This window comes from Pseudoalteromonas sp. HL-AS2 (assembly GCF_031198805.1).
GTDB classification, from domain to species: Bacteria; Pseudomonadota; Gammaproteobacteria; order Enterobacterales; family Alteromonadaceae; genus Pseudoalteromonas; species Pseudoalteromonas nigrifaciens.
The window spans coordinates 39327-56231 of sequence record NZ_CP133571.1; the positions used below are offsets into that span (position 1 = coordinate 39327).

A 16905-nucleotide genomic window follows, 5' to 3' on the forward strand; every position below is an offset into this window, starting at 1 on the left:
CTTTTTTACGTCTGCAGAAAAGTGAAATGTGGGTGAGTAATGTACACAAGTCTCCCGCGTAGGTCGGGCGAGCGTAGCGACACCCGACACTCAAATCATAAAAATATCACCACTGACTAATGAGTGTGTCGCATTTGCACTGTGGCTCTCCACTGCTGTGGGCACCACGACATTACCAGGCTCCAAATTGTAAAAGCCCGAATTTAACGATTCGGCTTTTTTTACGTCTGCAGAAAAGTGAAATATGGGTGAGTGATGTACACAAATCTCCCACGTAGGTCGGGCGAGCGTAGCGACACCCGACGATAAAGAGCATCAAAAATAGCTCAAGGAGCCTGTAGCCTTTAACAATCGTTGTATTCTCAAGTTAGAAATTCATTTTTAAAATCATTTTGTTGCAACTTCACTGTTGGTTTAATAAGTGACCTGTGTAAAACTACTGAGGTTAATTCAGTAAATCAGGTGACATGAATGTCAAATATTAAAGCTTGGAAACTTCTCAGCCTGTTTTGTTTGTTTGCGGTGCTTATGGGTTGCCAATCTAAAGAAGAGCAACTGCAAAAAACAATTCAAGAATCGATTAAAAAAGCGGAGGTTGAGCTATCACAGCTAGGTACTGCGCTTGATAATGGTAGTTTGCGTAATGCATTACTACTTAAAGAATACGGTGTTCAGCTTAAAAATCAGCAACCAGAACTTTCAAAAGTTGTTGATGTCATTACCCTTGACGCCACTCGTCAAGGTGCACTTTATAGTGGTTTAACACAGCGACTTAAAGATATTAAGGGCACCTACCTTATTCCTCCTTACGAAGATACTTTGCACAGTATTGACTTATTGCGTGAAGCTGCAAAGCCTACGTTATTTTCAGATGCGTTAACCGATCCTATTAATATGCTTGCGGATATGTCTAAAGGTAATTTAGCGCGTATTGGTGCTATTAGTCAGCAAGCTGAAGGCGCTGGAGTTGGTAACCAAATGGTGGGTAATCCTAATTATGGTAACTGGCAATCTAACAGCAATGGTACTAGCTTTTGGCAATGGTACGGTATGTATCGTATTTTAGGGGATGTATTCAATCGTGTTGAATATGGTAGCTGGAGCCGAGGTCGTAAATATAGTTATTACAACGATTACGGCCGCACGCGCTACTCAAGCCCAAAACAAATTAAAGCGCAGAGCACGCTAGAAACACGTACGCGTCAATCATATCAACGCCAAGGTAAGCAGTTTACTAGCCCTTATGCGAGCAAAAAAACGGGGGCGTCAGGCTTAAGCCGAAGTAGCTACACACCACCTAAAAGTCGCAGTAGTTATTCTCGTTCGAGTAGTTATAGCAATAACTCGGGCTCAGTTCGTAACAGCGGTAGTAGAACCTCTCGTGGCGTGAGCCGTGGTAAGTAAAAGAATAAAGTTGGAGTTAGAGTAATATGTATGAATTTAATGGAATAACAATGTGGTCACTACAAGCGCTGGCGATTGATTTTGCAATTATTGTTTTGCTGTTTGTGAGTCTTAAATATATTAAGGGTTGGGTATCTAACCTGCATGCTAATGATGAAATTACTGAGCGTGATAACTTTGCATTTGGTATTAGTTTTGCTGCGGGTTTAGTTGCATTGGCGATTGTGCTTACAGGTGTAAGCAGCGGTGCTTTTGCAGTGTCATTACAGCAAGAAGCTCTGCAAATGTTGGGTTATGGTGCACTGGCTATTTTACTTATTAAGCTTGGGCATTTCTTTCAAGATAAAGTTGCGCTGCGTAAAGTGAGCTTACATAGCGAAATAGTTAAAGGTAACGTGACTGCGGCTGTTATCGACTTTGGCCACGTTGTTAGTGTCGCCATTGTAATTCGCTCGGCATTGCTGTGGGTGGCTACCGACGGTTGGCATGGTTTACCAATTGTGGTTGCTGCTTTTGTTATTGGCAGCCTAGTGCTGTTGTTAGTGAGCCAATATCGCGTACAGCTGTTTAAGCGCACCAATAAAAGTGGTGATTGCTTACAACAAGCAATTATTGATGGCAACTTAGCCGTGGGTATTCGTTATGCCGGTTTTTTAATTGGCAGCGCATTAGCCATTACCGCAGCAACGGGGATTGCGCCTTATGTAGCCGATAATATTAATGCGAGTTTGTTGTACTGGGCTATAAGTGCAGTAGTTAGTTTACTGGTATTTATTATTTTGCACTTAGTGACAATTAAAATAATTTTATCTGGCTGTGATATTTCAGATGAAGTGAACCGTCAAAAAAATGTGGGTGTAGCCGCTATTTCTGCAGCGTTATCATTTGCGGTAGGTATAACTATGGCAACACTATTAGGCGCATAATCGAGTGTCATCAACTATAAAAAGCCCAAGTAAATTTAGTTTACTTGGGCACGATATTTTACTTATTACCGTTATGGCCGTACTCGCAGGGTGTGGCCTTATTTATGAATACTTACTGTCTCATTATGCGGGGCGGGTACTTGGCTCAGTAGAAAGCGCTATTTATGCGATGATCGGCACTATGATAGTAGCAATGGGCATTGGCGCATTTTTAGCACGTTGGTTTAAAGATGCATTTACCGCCTTTGCTTGGCTAGAAAGTATAATTGCTTTGATTGGTATGGGCTGTATTTTAGCCATTGCCGGCGTTATTGCTGTTAGCTATTCACTGCCGCATATGTTTTCGAGTATTTTTAATTTACCTCCCGACGTAGTACTCAATGGCTATGTATTTCAAAAGCTACAAGAGTGGTCGCGTTTTTTACCCTATGTATTTGGCCTTATACTTGGCTTGTTTATTGGTATGGAAATACCGCTTATTGCGCGTATTCGTCAGCATGTTTATGGCCGTTTTTTAGAAAATAACGCAGGAACAATTTATGGTGCCGACTATATAGGCGCCGGAATTGGCGCGGCTATTTGGGTTAGCATTATGTTGTCTATGCCCATAATGCAAGCAGCCGCGTGGACTGCGCTGTTTAATATAATTGCTGGGCTTGCTTTTTTATGGCGGTATCACACCTATGTACGCTTTGCCAAACTGTTATTAGCGTGTCACCTGTTATTACTAGTATTATTTGCGTTTATATTGGTATTGGGCAGTAGTTGGATGGATAACTTGAGCAATGTTTTATACAAAGACAAGGTTATTTATTCTCAAGCCACTAAATATCAACATGTGGTACTAACCGAGCGGTTAAGTAAAAATCAGCCGCAGCCAATAACCGATTTATACTTAAATGGGCGCTTACAGTTTTCTAGTGTTGATGAGCAAATATATCATTCAATGTTAGTTTACCCGGCAATGTTGGCATCAAACCGTCATGAGCGGGTACTGATCATTGGCGGTGGCGATGGGCTGGCACTTAGAGATGTTTTAAAGTGGCCGGTGAGCAAAGTAACCCTGATTGACCTTGATGGGCAATTGCTTAATTTGTTTGGCCATAAAGATGCTGAATTTACTTCGCCTGAAGATATTAGCCAGCGGTTGTTAAGCCTTAATAGCAAATCTATGCATGATCCGCGTGCAGATATTATTGTTGGTGATGCCTTTTTAGAAGTTGAAAAGTTGCTCGATCAGGCAAAGCAATTTGATACTATTTTAATTGATTTACCTGACCCTAATCATCCCGATTTAAATAAAATGTATAGTGACTACTTTTATAATCATGTACGCCAATTACTAGCACCAGATGGCGCAATGGCGGTGCAGTCAACTTCGCCTTATCATGCTAAAAAAGCCTTTTTAAGTATTGCTAAAACGGTTAAAGCGGCTGGATTTGAATATGTAGAGCAGTATCAACAAAACATTCCTTCATTTGGACAGTGGGGCTGGACTATAGCTACCAAAATGGGGCAATCGGCTAGTGGGCGAATCAACGATGTAACCGCAATGCCGATACCATCAAGGTGGATCAGTAAAGAATATTTACTGGCTAGTTTTATTTTTCCGAATAATTATTTCGAACATATTAAAGATATTGAAGTCAATAGGTTAGGCTCTGGCCAACTGTACGATTATTACCGTACAGCATGGCAAATAGAAAGCGAGTTGTATAAAAACTAATAAAACATGGTTGACATAATATGTCAGCCATGAGAATCTTAACTCAGACATAATATGTCAAACGACAAAAGGCAGAGACATGGAATTAAATGAACTTTCAATAAAATTAGCTTCTTTTGAAACAGAAGGCGCTAACTTTGAGTCTTTCTTGATTGCTAATCCAGGTGAGCAAGATGTATTACAAGTCATTGTTGATGAAAATGATGAGCTTCCAATTTTTGTTACGCAAACACAAGAGCAGTTATTATGCATTAGCTACTTGTTTGACGAAGATGAAGTTAAGCCGGAATTACGTAACGAGTTAAACGAAACATTACTACGTTTAAACGTGCCAATTCCATTAAGTGCATTTGCTAAAATCGATAATAAATACGCGATTTTTGGCGCACTGTCGGTAAATTCATCATTAGATGACATTACCCACGAACTAGTGACATTAGCCGATAATGCTATTGATGCACTAGAAGCCGTGACCATGTATTTAAACGATTAGTAGCGATTTAGTGGAGTTAAGATTATGAGTATTTTAAAAAAATTATTTACAGCAGTACGTGGCGGCGCGCGTGAAGCAGGCGAAGCAATTGTAGATAAAAACGGTATCCGTATTTTTGAGCAAGAAATTGCAGATGCACAAAATGCTTTGCACCGTGCTAAAAAAAGCCTAACAGAAGTTATGGCGAAAGAAATGCAAACTAAGCGTAAAATTAGCGCTGTAGATGCATCTATTGCTGAGCATGAAGCTTATGCTGGGCAAGCGCTGGAAAAAGGCAACGAAGCTTTAGCATTAGAAATTGCAGAAAAAATTGGCGAGTTTGAAGCTGAAAAAGCAGAGAACGAACAAGTATTATCTGGTTTTAGCAATCATATTGTAGCGCTTAAACAGCAAGTTAAAGAAGCTGAAAAGTCGATTAAAGAAAACCAACGCCAGCTAACTATGGTTAAAACCACAGAAAGCGTGCAACAAGCTACTATGGCTGTAAACAGCACATTAAACACTAACAGCTCGTCTATGACATCGGCTCGCCAATCACTTGAGCGTATTAAGCAACGCCAGCAAGACCGTCAAGATCAGTTAGGTGCAGCTAAAGAGCTTGAAGCCGATGTAAACGGCGACGATTTAAAAGCGAAAATGGCAGAGGCCGGAATTGGCGACAGCAGTCCAAAAAGTGCTGATATTTTAGCGCGTATTAAAGCCAAGCAAAATAGCTAATAATTACGTTCATATTTAAAAAGGTAACCAGGCTTTAGCTTAGTTACCTTTTTTGCTTAGAAGGCAGCCTTCCTATGTTTAATTTTTTCAAATCTAAAAAAGAGCCAGAGCGTCAGCTTAATCATGCCAGTGAGCTTAAAAAAGGTGACATGTTTACTGTCATCGATTCATTTGCTTATCCAGCGTGGTTAAAAGGGCAAACTCTTCGCGTTATTGATATACAAACCTACCAGTATCAACACAGTAGTGACACTGAGTTTGTGTTGGAAAGTGACAGCGGCCAAGTGGTATTTTTACAAATAGAGCAAGAAGATGGTGAGCAATGGGCTAACTTTTCTATAAAAGTACAACGTGATGAAGTAGAAGATATATTTGGCCTTGATCAGTTTGCGCGTATTTTTGATGAAGAGTCTTTAACGCATATCACAGTGCAAAATATACCAGAGCGTTTTACGCAGTTTTTAGCTAACAGCTATCAGCAAAGCGAATCGCCATTTGTGTGTTATTTTCATAATAAAGACTATCGCAATCAAGCTCTTCCACGTTATGAGCAAGAAGGTGGTGAGCTGTGTGAAATGATTTGTTTAGAGTCTGATGATAAAGGCTTTGGTTTAAATATTGAGATTTGGGATGGTGGCGAAACCGAAGTATCGCTTACCTTAACGCGGCCAATTACCGACATTGTTGACTTGTTTCCAGGAGACGCTAAGTGAGTGATGCTAAAGAAAAGTGGTTACGCCAAGAGCAGGCAGTGCGTGCCACGCAAATGGCATTTGATCTAAGTAGCGAAGTACAAAAGTCGATAAAAAAGCAAGCGATTGATCAAGAGCTAACACCTTCAGATATGATCCGCAAAATACTCGGTTTGGATGTAAAGTCTAAAAAAACCCGACAGCGTCTATCGTTTAATTTAAACGACGATGAAATAGCACAGCTTGCAAGCCGTTTTGATGTGCAAAGTGATGATAAGCGCGTAGTAAAGCAACGCGTTGCAGAACTTTTGATTGCTCATACAAAAAAAATTAAGTAGTTTTATGTTATAGACGCTATGCCCTTAAACTAAAAAGATAAAATAACGAGTTGCCGTGAATATAATTTTAATTGCTTACTTACTAATTTTTGCATTATTTGGTACTGCGGCAAGCTACTTTGTGCGTTTTATTTATGCGTATTGGGTGCTTAACAAAATGCCAATGCACTATATTATTAAAGCGGGGATTTGTTTAGTAATGGTGGTAATTATTTCAGCGTTAATCCCATATTTAGGATAACGCTGAAATTAAATTGTTTGCAGCATTATTTTATTTCAAAAGGTTGGCATTGCTGATTAATGCACAGTGATTGTACTTCAAGCACTGATGGGCAGTCAGTTAAGCCTTGTGCCTTATTTAGCGTGTTTTCTTGTGCTGTTATTTGCTGTGCAATCTGCTCAGCTTGTTCTTGTTGGGTATTAAGTGTTGAGTACACCGTATACTTACTTGGCCCACCGCACGCACGCGCACCTACTTCAAGCACTTTACATTGAAAGCTAGCTGTACAGCTATTGTTACTAACAATATCGTTAAGTTGACTATTAAGACTCGCTAAACTCGTTCCGTGATCATTGCTTGACGATGTTGTGCTAGCACAGCCGCTCAGTAACAAAATACTAGTAGCAATACTTACAATTGATAGTTTAATTGCTGATGGCAAACAACTCATAACCTTATCCTTAAAATACACTTACTGCTGAGCCTTCAAGTTTAACACATTTATTTTCTACACACTGCGTGCTTGGCGCAGTTAAATGTTGGCAAATACTGACCATTTGATTTTGGGCATTATAGTTACTTTCAAAAGTAGTGATTTTTTTACTTAATGCAGTGACTTGCTCAGTTGTTGCTGTTGTCGTTGAATACACTATATAACTACTTGGGCCGCCACATGCTCGGCTACCTACAGCTTCTACTTGGCACTGCGTACTGCTATCACATTGTTTATTAGCAATGAGCGTATTTAATTCATTTTTAGCTGTTTTAATGTCATCAAGAGTAACTGTTTTCATGGCAGTATTTGATAGTTTTTCGGCTGGGGCATGTAATTCTGCTTTGTTACTTTTTTGCAGTTGTTGTAGTTTTTGCTGCGATGGCGTTGTTGCTTCGCTGGCAGTTGTTTTTTCTGTTTCTGCTACGGGGTTATCTAAACAAGCGGTTAAACACAGTGGTAAAAATATAGCTAGCAATGGTGTACGCATAACAAATCCTGATAGTGGTGAATTATTCACCACTATCATACACTGTGCATTTGTTACGGCAATAAAAACTCTATTATCAAGCAATTAAAGCCGTTATTAATTACTGTGAATATTTACAGCCCGCCTTGGGTTAACTTGCTGGGGTTAAGTAGCTTTTCGAGCTCGCTGCGCGATAAATCAGTTTCTTGCTCGGCAACATCAATAATTGGGCGAGCTTCTTTATATGCTTGTTTCGCTATTTTGGCTGCTTTCTCATAACCGATCACCGGATTTAGCGCGGTTACTAAAATAGGATTTTTAGCCAGTGCCTTATCAATATTTAGCTGATTTACTGTAAAGCTAGCAATGGCTTTATCTCCCAGTGCTTGGGCGCTATTAGCGAGTAACTCTATACTTTGTAAAATATTATAAGCAATTACAGGCAGCATTACATTTAGCTCAAAATTACCTGCTTGGCCGGCAACGGTAATTGTAGCGTCGTTACCAATTACTTGGGCGCTCACCATAGCTGCCGCTTCGGGGATCACTGGGTTTACTTTGCCGGGCATAATAGATGATCCGGGTTGCAGTGCTTCAAGCTCTATTTCACCTAAACCAGCTAATGGACCAGAGTTCATCCAGCGCAAGTCGTTGGCTATTTTCATTTGCGCTACAGCAAGTACTTTTAATTGCCCTGAAAGCGCGACAATGGCATCTTGCGAACCAATATTGTAAAAAAAGTTACTGCTAGGCGTAAATCTAATACCTACGTTGGCACTGAGATTTTTAGCAAATAGCGGTGCAAATTGTGGATCGGCATTAATACCTGTTCCTACAGCGGTACCACCTTGCGCTAGTTCGCAAACACGCTCTAGGCTATGCCTTATACCAGCCGCGGCATGGTTAATTTGCGTTTGCCAGGCACTTAGAGTTTGCCCAAAAGTAACCGGCATAGCATCCATTAAATGAGTGCGGCCGGTTTTTACTATAGCGCCAACCTCGGCTTTTTTGTGTTCTAAATGCTGTGATAGTTTTTCTAGTGAAGGGAGTAATTCGTACACCACATTTATTGCGCTGCTCAGGGCAATGGCAGTAGGGATCACATCGTTAGAGCTTTGCCCCATGTTTACATCATCATTAGGATGAATGCTTTCATCGCCTAGCCGGCTTGCTAAAGTGGCAATCACTTCATTGGCATTCATATTTGAGCTAGTACCCGAGCCAGTTTGAAATATATCGACCGGGAAATGCTCATAATGGCTACCATCAATAATTTCTTGGCATGCTTGCTCTATTGCTTTAGCTTTAGTTTTGCTTAGGTGCCCAAGCTCAAAGTTGCTCTGCGCTGCCGCTTGTTTAATGTAAGCAAGGGCGGTTATAAACTGCTTAGGCATAGCTAAACCACTGATGGCAAAATTATTCACAGCGCGCTGAGTTTGCGCTTGATATAGTGCATTAGCAGGGACTTGTAACTCGCCCATGCTATCTGATTCTGTTCTAAACTGAGTCATAATATTCTTCCTTAAAAGGATTAAACCAGCGGCTGAGAATGCTCATTACGCACTCGCTTGGTAATTATTTATTGTAAGTAAACCTTGTACTCTATCTGTAGGCTGGTGTGGTAAATTGCAAGGGTTATTTGATAATAGTTATCATTACATTTTGAGCTAGGTGTTTCAATGTAAAGTACAGCTATAAAAGTATAGATTAATTAACTGGCTTTAAAGCGTACATTAGCGCACGACAAAATACGCTAAATTTGTTTTACTGTTGCGCATCAGTCTTTAACCTCGAGAGTAAAAATGATCAAGCCATTCTCACAAGCGTGTGAAAATAATAAACAGCCTATTTTAGCGCAGTTAAAACCTGTGTTAGCGAATGCCAAAACGGTGCTCGAAATAGGCTCAGGTACAGGTCAGCACAGCGTGTACTTTGCTCAGCAGTTGCCGCATTTACAATGGTATAGCAGCGACAGAGCGATTAATCATGAAGGTATTAATTTATGGCACCGCGATGTTAATTTAACCAATTTACATGTTCCCCTTGAACTTGACTTAAACAATGCGTGGCCAATAGATAAAGTGGATGCTATTTACACGGCTAATACTTTTCATATTGTAAGCTGGCAACTTGTAGAGCATTTTTTTGCGGGTGTAAAACAGCATTTAAATGACCAAGGCATAGTATGTATTTACGGGCCATTTAAATATAAAGGCGAGTTTACTAGCCAAAGTAATAACGACTTTAATCGCTTTTTAATAGAGCGCGACCCACTTAGCGGTATTAGAGATTTTGCAGCAGTTGAGCTATTAGCAAAGCAAGCAGGGCTAACGTTAATAAGTGATATAGCCATGCCTGCTAATAATCAGTTACTGATTTTTAAACGGCAGTAATGCGCTGCATTGATCTTTATAAATATTAATATGCTGGCGTTCACGTTTTAAGTAATCGCTAATTGCGTTGCTAAAGTTATTATCAACTATATGGTGAGCTGAGTAGGTTAATACAGGGGCAAAACCGCGTGCTATTTTATGTTCACCTTGTGCCCCTGAATGAAAACAGCTGAGGTTATGCTTTATTGCAAACTCAATCCCTTGGTAATAGCATAGTTCAAAGTGCAGAGAATCTACCTCTTCGCTTGCCCCCCAATACCGCCCATACAGTGTATCTGCTCCTATTAGACTAAGGGTTGCGGCAATAATAGCGTCCTCTTTTTTGGCTAGCATAATGACTAGCTTGTCGGCCATTAGCGCATGTAAAAGCTTAAAAAAGGGCATATTTAAATAGCCTAAGTGGCCAGAGCGTTTTAAATAAGTACGTTGATAAAATTCGCAAAATAGCTGCATAATTTCAGGCGTAATTTGCATCCCTTGCAGCCATTCAATAGTAATGTTTTGTTGAGTTATTTTGCTGCGTTCTTTTTTTAGTGATTTACGCTTACGTGAATTAAGCGTATTTAAAAAATCGTCAAAGCATGTAAAGCCTTTATTAAACCACTGAAATTGCACACCCACTCTAAGCATGGCGTGTTGCTCAGTGAGGTGTGTGGCTTGGGCTAAGTTGCAAAAATTAACGTGCCAACCAGACCAGCCTTGCTCTTTGCTGTGCAGGTTTAGTAACTCTGTAATGTATTTATACACTAAACTAGGATTGCTATGCTCTATAGCAATACGGCTACCTTCAATGGGGCAAAATGGCACACCGCATAACCATTTAGGGTAGTACTCTAAGCCATGTTTCTCGTATGCTTCTGCCCAGGCCCAATCAAACACATATTCACCGTAAGAGTGGCTTTTTAAATAGCCAGGTGCCAGCGCAATAATATTTTCGCCCTCAAAAATAGCTAAGTGATAAGGCTGCCAACCACTTTGTTGATTAACACACTGACTTTGCTCTAATGCGTATAAAAAAGCATGTTGGGTAAATGGCTCGTCGCCAAACAAACGTTGCCAATGCGCTCGCTCTATTTGATTAATACTACTAAACCATTGATGCGAAAATGTCGCCATTACTACTTACCTTGTGCGTGTTCTACGTTTTTTATAAAGGTGCTTATTTGTTTTTTAAGCTCAGGAAAAAAGGGGTTATAGGTTAATCGTTGTAAGGTGGGATATTGCTTTAAGTTAGCAGCTGTACGTTCTCCAAGTTGCGGGCTTTTTGTGGTTTTACAGGTTTTATATAACTTTTCGCCGCCAATAAAACTGCCGCAATTACGATAAGAGGCACTAATACCATAATGCGGATTTTGTGGTGAGTTAACAATGGCAATATGCGATATACCATGGATTTTTAGACATGCTTCGCTGGCACACTGCGGATTTAATACTCTGTAATCTGCTGCAAAATTTGGGGGTAAAATAGTGCTGCTACCATAAAGCACTAGGGTATCGAGTTTTTTATAGCGACTTAAATTAGTATTATGTAGTGCATTTAATAATTTAAGGGTGGCATGGCTATCAATTGTCGCGTCAATATCGCTTATTACGCTAAATACAGGCAATGCCAAAGCAGGGCGCTTACTTAAGTTTTTAATGCTAACCAATGACATTGCATCATATGAGGCTGCTGCAGCATTGAGTGGAAACGACTCATACTTAGCAAAATCAACATCGGCGTCTTTATCTATCCAATTTAAAAATGGGATTAAATCAAGCCACTTGGCTATCCAACCTTGTTTATTATGCGGCTCGGAGCCCGGTGAAAATAACATAAGCGCCGTTATTTTTGATGAAAGCGCTTGCGTGATTGCATAGTCTATAAGTAGTGCGGCCCCCGTAGAGTAGCCCCCTAAAATAACCTCATCAAAGTCTTGTGTTGTGCGCTCTATAGCGTAACGCACAGCTTGTTGCCATTGCTGTAGGTCTACATCTTGTAACGCACTAGCAGCACTGCCGTGGCCGGGTAACAAAATAGTGCGTACGGTATAACCTTGCTGATAATACACTTGGGCTAAATCGTGATAGGTAAAAGGAGAGTCGGTAAGGCCGTGCACGAGTAATACCGCTTTTTTACTTTGTGAATGTTTTAACTCAAAAGGAGCAATAATGTCGGCAATAGTGGGGTTAGGCTTACGACTGCCTTGAGTAACTAGTTGCTGATACGTTTGAGTAAATACAGGGCATGGCATAGCAGCGCGAGGATTAGCTACACTAATATACTGATACGCATGATTGAGGTAGCTATTAAATGGGGCACGCGCTTGGTAATCAAAATACGCTTGGTGGTGATCCTTTGTATAGCGTAATAGGCCTTGCTGTTTACTCTTTTTAATAAATTCAAAATCGCTTGCCTGCGCAATACAATTTTCAGCGACAGCTAAGTGAGGCAAAAAGCTAAGCATACAAGTTAAAAATATTTTTAAAAACACACTATTATTGTTCATAAACCACTGCATATTGAGCAAGACACTCGGTTAGCTTAATTAGTTCAAGCGGTTTTGCAAGGTGTTGATTAAAACCAACCGCCTGAGCGTGTGCTTTGTCTTCGGGCATAACGTCGGCAGTTAAGGCAACAATTGGCAGTTCCTCAGCCGTTTTAAATTGCCTGATTAGGGCCGTTGCTCTATAGCCATCCATTACTGGCATTTGGCAATCCATAAACACGAGGTCAAAATGCTGTTTTTTTATAATATTAACTGCAAGCTCACCATTTTCAACAACCTGTGGCACAATTTTTAGTGAGCCAAGCATGGCTTTTATAACCATTTGATTAACCGGGTTATCTTCGGCCACTAAAATTTTTAAAGCGGCTATATTAGTATTATCTGTAGGTTTTATAAGGGGGTCTTGCGCTTTAACCGTCTCTATTTCTAATGTAAATGTAAAAGTAGAGCCTTTATCAAGCTCGCTATGTAGCGCTATATTTGCATTCATTAATACACTAAGCTCTTTGGCTATGGCTAACCCAAGGCCGGTGCCACCAAACTGCCGAGAAGTAGAGTTATCGGCTTGAGTAAATGCACTAAATAACTTTTCATGTTGAGTTGCTTTTATACCTATTCCGGTATCAATAACGGCAATTGTTAGCTGTGCTTTATTGGGCGCAATAAGTTGCGTATCTACATTTAAAGTAACACTGCCAGCGTTAGTAAATTTAATAGCGTTACTGCATAAATTAAGCATTATTTGCTCTAATCGCATTGGATCGCCAACAAACCAAGTGTCTTTAGGGATGTTGCTATTTATTTTCCACACAATTGCTTTGCTTGCAGCACTTTGTTCAAACATAGTATTAATGCGCTGAATAAGTGCGGTTAAATCAAATGGAATACGTTCAAGCACTAGCCGTTTTGATTCAATTTTAGATATATCGAGAATATCGTTTATCAAATTTAATAAGCTTTTAGATGACGAATTTATTTTATCTAAATAATCAATTAGGGTATTGGCGTCGTCTTCTTTACGGGCAAGCGAAGAAAAGCCAATAACAGCATTTAGTGGCGTGCGTATTTCATGGCTCATATTAGCTAAAAATTGACTCTTAGCCCGGTTAGCCAAATCAGATTGCTTTTTTGCTTGTGCTAACGAATAAGTACGCTCTGCTACTTGGCGAGTAAGTGCAATTTGCTGCTGATTAAACAGTAGTAAAATCAATAAAATTAATGAGCATACAACTACTTGAAGTATCAGCAGCAGTAAGGTGAGTTGATTATTATGTTGAGCTAAAAAGGCATCTTTAAGTGCCAGTTTTACGATCCATTGTTGCCCGCCAAAATCGACATTAAACGATATTAGCTTACTGCCTTGTGCAACATTAAGATTGTTTGAGTTACTGTAAAATGCGGGTTTGTTTATATCTTCATAAATAGCAATCGAAAACATTTTAGACTGCTGCTCAGTAATGGCCTGCTTAATAATTTGAGGGACTAAAAATACGCCTGTGGCATAGCCTTTAATAGTTTCTTTTTCATTGGATTGAGAATATACAGGCGCAAATAATAAGTAAGCAGCATCAGAGTGCTCAGTTTGTACGAGTTGAATTATTTTAGTTCCCACTGGCTGATACTTTATTGCGGGGTTGAGTAAGGATGCTTTGCGATCTGGGTTTGAATATACATTAAACCCAATTGCTTTTTGGTTGCTATTAAGCGGTGCTATATATTTTACAATAACGAGTGGATCGTTTGGCTCTAAAGGTTCACCAATAACATCATAATTTAAGTTATAAATGCTTGAAATTTCTTTAGAGAATGCTTGGCGTTGATGAGATGGGATTTTTACATTCCATGATAAAGCTTTTATAAATGAGTGCTTAGCAAGTAGGGTGTTGGCATATTGATTAAAGTCTTGCTGGCTTAATGTTGGCGATGACTGAACTTGGCTAGCTAAACTTTGCACAGCAATAATGCTGCGATTAGTATAGCGGTACAGGCTGTTTTCTATCACTTGCACTTCGCGCTCAGCAATTTTTATCGCATTAATACGGCTTTCACTATCGTATAATTGTGTGGTGGCCGCTACTGATACAAATAAAATGCAACATACCGAAAGTGTCGGTAGCACCGAAATATTATAGTTATCAGACTTCTCTGGTAATAACGAAAGTAAAAATGGAGTGGCAATTAACACCCCTAAAATATCACCTAACCACCAGTAAGTTGTGTTTTTCCAGTGATTATCTGCACTGTACATTGCATTAAATTGGCTTAGTGCAAACACGCCAAAATTAGCCGAAATTAAACTGACTAAAACACCTACAACTACAATAAAATAAATAATGTTTTGGCGCTTTTTAAGGCGCAGAGGGTGGCCTAACCAAAACTTTAATATTGCGGCCCCAACCATGGCCTGCAATACCACCCCAAAGGCAATATACATAGCCTCGTTTAATGAATTTCCTACCAATACCATTTCATGAGTTGTATTAGCAAAAAAATTTAAATTAAATGCGAGAGCCGCTAAAAATAGCGCAGGAATAAATCGCCACCACCACACAAAGCAGCCAACTAAGGCTATACCAGCAGGTAACCAAACCGGAATAATTTGCGAGTCAAAGGTTAGCTTGGTAAGTATTACTCCTACAAAAAAATAGGCTAAAGAAAAAATAATGTAAAAAACACTAGAGTAATACTTGGAGTTAAAATTTTTCACATAAATCCCTGTACAAGTAATATTCCCAATTTAAAATATCAGTATAGCTAACAGTAAGTTATTTGCGGTATTTTTTATAATGGTAATTGTTTTTTGCTAAAAGACTGCTTTAACACCACGGTTGATTCTATATTAGCGATACAGCTTAAGCTCCCTAGTTGATGCTTAACAAACTGCTCATAGCTTTCTAAATCATGCGCAATTATTTTTAGTAAATAGTCGTAACTTCCCGATATTACCGAACACTCTAGCACATGAGTGAGCTTTTCTACGTGTTGCTCAAATTGCCGGGCAGCACTGGCCGAATTTTGATTTAAACGTACAAATGCATACACCAAAACGTTTAGTTTAAGTGCCTTGGGGTTAATAGCAGCGTGGTAGCCGGTAATAATACTAGCTTGTTCTAGCTTTTTAATTCGTCTAAGGCAGGGCGTATCTGAGAGGCTAATATGACTGGCAAGATCTGCAACAGACATTCTAGCGTTGGCTTGTAAGGCAATGAGCAATTGCTGATCTTTTTTATCGAGCATATATAGATTCTTATTAATTATTTTTATATTTGTAGTGATTATTGCTAATGATGTTGATAATTACTAATTTTTTTAGCGTTTTACCCTCATTAAACTCTGTTAGCATTTAGTGATAACTATAATAACAGGAAACAATAATGAGCACCCATACAGCCATTTTTGATCGATGGATAAGAAGCGCCTTCCCACAGATAAACAGCGAGCTTGAGCAACTTTACTGGCAACAAGATGATAAAGCCAATGTAGAGGGGTTGGGAGAGCCTTTAAAACAGCAATTAAAAGATGAAGGTAACGCATTAATAAGTAATTTATTAGCGGAGGGAAATACCGATGAAGGTTTTGATAGTGCGTTTGATTTACTCGGTAATGTAGGGCTTTTTATGGCGGCGTGTCGTCGTCATGAAATTACCGAGCCAAGCCGTGAGACCACATCGCCATTGGTAGAAGCGTCGGCACTAGCAATGCATATAGGTGCCTCTATTGGAGTAACGCCACGCTTTGCGACTGCCCATTTAACCACGCACAATAAAGCGCTAAATGGCACGTATAAACGTTTTACTAATTTACCCGACGAAAAACTATTTATTGATTACAACACCCAAGGTATTTTGGCATATAAACGCGCCAGCGATGCATTATTAAAAATATTACCATTAGGTATTTCGCACCCCACCTGTGCCGAGCTATTAAAAGTAGCAAAACAAGCGTTAATAGATGTAATTGAATCGAATAATGCACTTTATACCCAGTTAGACACAGAGCGCTTTTTTAATTGTGTGCGCCCTTATTATAAACCGCATCGAGTAGGCAATGAGATATACAGAGGTGCAAATGCGGGAGATTTTGCCGGCATAAACGTTATCGATATGCTACTTGGGCTGTGTAATGCCAACGAGCCAAGTTATTCACAAATGCTGGTGGATAAGTTTTTATATATGATGCCAGAAGATCAGCAAATATTGCGCGAAGCAATGCGCATGCAAAGCTTTATGGATGACTTTTTACAGGCGCAGCAATATAAAGACAATGACTGGTTTAAATACCACGCAAAGCTATTTATTCAGGTGTGTAAATTACATGGTGACACTGCAATCGGTCATCATAATCAATTGGTTGAAAAATTTATTGCGCAACCGTCAAAGCAAATGCAACAGCAACATATGAGTAAAGTAACAGCCAGTGGCCCACCATTACATGTTTTGCTCGATTCGTTAGAAAAACTCCGTGATAAACGTGCCAGCGCTAAACGCGACGATATAAAAACACGTTACGACGATATAAACTTGCTAAAACAGTGGATTAAATAAG

17 protein-coding genes are annotated in these 16905 nt (G+C 39.6%); 10 read left to right on the plus strand and 7 right to left on the minus strand.

What is annotated here, in order from left to right:
• Positions 1-471 precede the first annotated feature (471 nt).
• From RB215_RS00190 to RB215_RS00225, 8 genes are all read left to right on the plus strand, one after another.
• Positions 472-1404, plus strand: a complete 933-nt coding sequence (locus RB215_RS00190; RefSeq protein ID WP_011326766.1) for a hypothetical protein — start codon at positions 472-474, stop codon at positions 1402-1404.
• A gap of 26 nt (positions 1405-1430) precedes the next feature.
• Positions 1431-2330, plus strand: coding sequence for a DUF350 domain-containing protein (locus RB215_RS00195; protein ID WP_011326767.1), 900 nt, complete (start codon positions 1431-1433; stop codon positions 2328-2330).
• Positions 2331-2334: 4 nt separating this feature from the next.
• The gene (locus tag RB215_RS00200) at positions 2335-4056 is read left to right on the plus strand and encodes a polyamine aminopropyltransferase (protein ID WP_011326768.1); all 1722 of its coding nucleotides are present in this window, start codon (positions 2335-2337) and stop codon (positions 4054-4056) included.
• Positions 4057-4135: 79 nt separating this feature from the next.
• Positions 4136-4549: a YjfI family protein gene (locus tag RB215_RS00205; protein ID WP_011326769.1), complete on the plus strand. Its 414-nt coding sequence runs from the start codon at positions 4136-4138 to the stop codon at positions 4547-4549.
• 24 nt (positions 4550-4573) lie between these two features.
• Positions 4574-5266 (plus strand): PspA/IM30 family protein, encoded by a 693-nt coding sequence (locus RB215_RS00210; RefSeq protein ID WP_011326770.1) that lies wholly within the window; start codon positions 4574-4576, stop codon positions 5264-5266.
• Between the two features lie 74 nt (positions 5267-5340).
• Positions 5341-5979 carry a DUF4178 domain-containing protein gene (locus tag RB215_RS00215; protein ID WP_011326771.1) on the plus strand — a complete coding sequence of 213 codons (639 nt, stop codon included), beginning with the start codon at positions 5341-5343 and terminating at the stop codon, positions 5977-5979.
• A complete protein-coding gene (locus tag RB215_RS00220) occupies positions 5976-6296 on the plus strand; it encodes a hypothetical protein (protein WP_041454305.1) in 321 nt (106 codons plus the stop codon). Before RB215_RS00215 ends, RB215_RS00220 begins: the two co-directional genes overlap by 4 nt.
• 55 nt (positions 6297-6351) lie before the next feature.
• Positions 6352-6537 (plus strand): hypothetical protein, encoded by a 186-nt coding sequence (locus tag RB215_RS00225; protein WP_011326773.1) that lies wholly within the window; start codon positions 6352-6354, stop codon positions 6535-6537.
• Positions 6538-6562: 25 nt separating this feature from the next.
• On the opposite strand, the gene RB215_RS00230 is transcribed toward RB215_RS00225, so the two are convergent.
• The 3 genes from RB215_RS00230 to RB215_RS00240 form a co-directional block, all read right to left on the minus strand.
• Complete coding sequence (locus RB215_RS00230; protein WP_011326774.1) at positions 6563-6967, minus strand: hypothetical protein; 405 nt, start codon at positions 6965-6967, stop codon at positions 6563-6565.
• 10 nt (positions 6968-6977) lie between these two features.
• On the minus strand, positions 6978-7499 hold the full coding sequence (locus RB215_RS00235) for a hypothetical protein (protein WP_011326775.1): 522 nt from the start codon (positions 7497-7499) through the stop codon (positions 6978-6980).
• 113 nt (positions 7500-7612) lie between these two features.
• On the minus strand, positions 7613-8989 hold the full coding sequence (locus RB215_RS00240) for an aspartate ammonia-lyase (RefSeq protein ID WP_011326776.1): 1377 nt from the start codon (positions 8987-8989) through the stop codon (positions 7613-7615).
• A 291-nt stretch (positions 8990-9280) separates the two neighbouring features.
• On the opposite strand from RB215_RS00240, the gene RB215_RS00245 reads away from it, so the two are divergent.
• Complete coding sequence (locus tag RB215_RS00245) at positions 9281-9871, plus strand: DUF938 domain-containing protein (RefSeq protein ID WP_011326777.1); 591 nt, start codon at positions 9281-9283, stop codon at positions 9869-9871.
• On the opposite strand, the gene RB215_RS00250 is transcribed toward RB215_RS00245, so the two are convergent.
• The 4 genes from RB215_RS00250 to RB215_RS00265 all read right to left on the minus strand — a co-directional run bounded on the left by RB215_RS00250 (position 9848) and on the right by RB215_RS00265 (position 15597).
• On the minus strand, positions 9848-10987 hold the full coding sequence (locus tag RB215_RS00250; RefSeq protein ID WP_011326778.1) for a GNAT family N-acetyltransferase: 1140 nt from the start codon (positions 10985-10987) through the stop codon (positions 9848-9850). The two genes, RB215_RS00245 and RB215_RS00250, sit on opposite strands and share 24 nt — an antisense overlap.
• A gap of 2 nt (positions 10988-10989) precedes the next feature.
• The gene (locus RB215_RS00255; RefSeq protein WP_011326779.1) at positions 10990-12360 is read right to left on the minus strand and encodes a carboxylesterase; all 1371 of its coding nucleotides are present in this window, start codon (positions 12358-12360) and stop codon (positions 10990-10992) included.
• Positions 12350-15067 carry an ATP-binding protein gene (locus RB215_RS00260; protein WP_179807270.1) on the minus strand — a complete coding sequence of 906 codons (2718 nt, stop codon included), beginning with the start codon at positions 15065-15067 and terminating at the stop codon, positions 12350-12352. Before RB215_RS00260 ends, RB215_RS00255 begins: the two co-directional genes overlap by 11 nt.
• 74 nt (positions 15068-15141) lie before the next feature.
• A complete protein-coding gene (locus tag RB215_RS00265) occupies positions 15142-15597 on the minus strand; it encodes an Lrp/AsnC family transcriptional regulator (protein ID WP_011326781.1) in 456 nt (151 codons plus the stop codon).
• A gap of 137 nt (positions 15598-15734) precedes the next feature.
• On the opposite strand from RB215_RS00265, the gene RB215_RS00270 reads away from it, so the two are divergent.
• Entirely contained in the window at positions 15735-16904 is a 1170-nt protein-coding gene (locus RB215_RS00270) for a monodechloroaminopyrrolnitrin synthase PrnB family protein (RefSeq protein WP_089367532.1), read from the plus strand.
• Position 16905 lies beyond the last annotated feature (1 nt).

Bases quoted from the DNA above. Each gene is read 5' to 3' on its own strand.
- RB215_RS00190 (WP_011326766.1), top strand. From the start codon at position 472: ATGTCAAATATTAAAGCTTGGAAACTTCTCAGCCTGTTTTGTTTGTTT.
- RB215_RS00195 (WP_011326767.1), top strand. From the start codon at position 1,431: ATGTATGAATTTAATGGAATAACAATGTGGTCACTACAAGCGCTGGCG.
- RB215_RS00205 (WP_011326769.1), top strand. From the start codon at position 4,136: ATGGAATTAAATGAACTTTCAATAAAATTAGCTTCTTTTGAAACAGAA.
- RB215_RS00210 (WP_011326770.1), top strand. From the start codon at position 4,574: ATGAGTATTTTAAAAAAATTATTTACAGCAGTACGTGGCGGCGCGCGT.
- RB215_RS00215 (WP_011326771.1), top strand. From the start codon at position 5,341: ATGTTTAATTTTTTCAAATCTAAAAAAGAGCCAGAGCGTCAGCTTAAT.
- RB215_RS00230 (WP_011326774.1), bottom strand. From the start codon at position 6,967: ATGAGTTGTTTGCCATCAGCAATTAAACTATCAATTGTAAGTATTGCT.
- RB215_RS00235 (WP_011326775.1), bottom strand. From the start codon at position 7,499: ATGCGTACACCATTGCTAGCTATATTTTTACCACTGTGTTTAACCGCT.
- RB215_RS00240 (WP_011326776.1), bottom strand. From the start codon at position 8,989: ATGACTCAGTTTAGAACAGAATCAGATAGCATGGGCGAGTTACAAGTC.
- RB215_RS00245 (WP_011326777.1), top strand. From the start codon at position 9,281: ATGATCAAGCCATTCTCACAAGCGTGTGAAAATAATAAACAGCCTATT.
- RB215_RS00250 (WP_011326778.1), bottom strand. From the start codon at position 10,987: ATGGCGACATTTTCGCATCAATGGTTTAGTAGTATTAATCAAATAGAG.
- RB215_RS00255 (WP_011326779.1), bottom strand. From the start codon at position 12,360: ATGAACAATAATAGTGTGTTTTTAAAAATATTTTTAACTTGTATGCTT.
- RB215_RS00265 (WP_011326781.1), bottom strand. From the start codon at position 15,597: ATGCTCGATAAAAAAGATCAGCAATTGCTCATTGCCTTACAAGCCAAC.
- RB215_RS00270 (WP_089367532.1), top strand. From the start codon at position 15,735: ATGAGCACCCATACAGCCATTTTTGATCGATGGATAAGAAGCGCCTTC.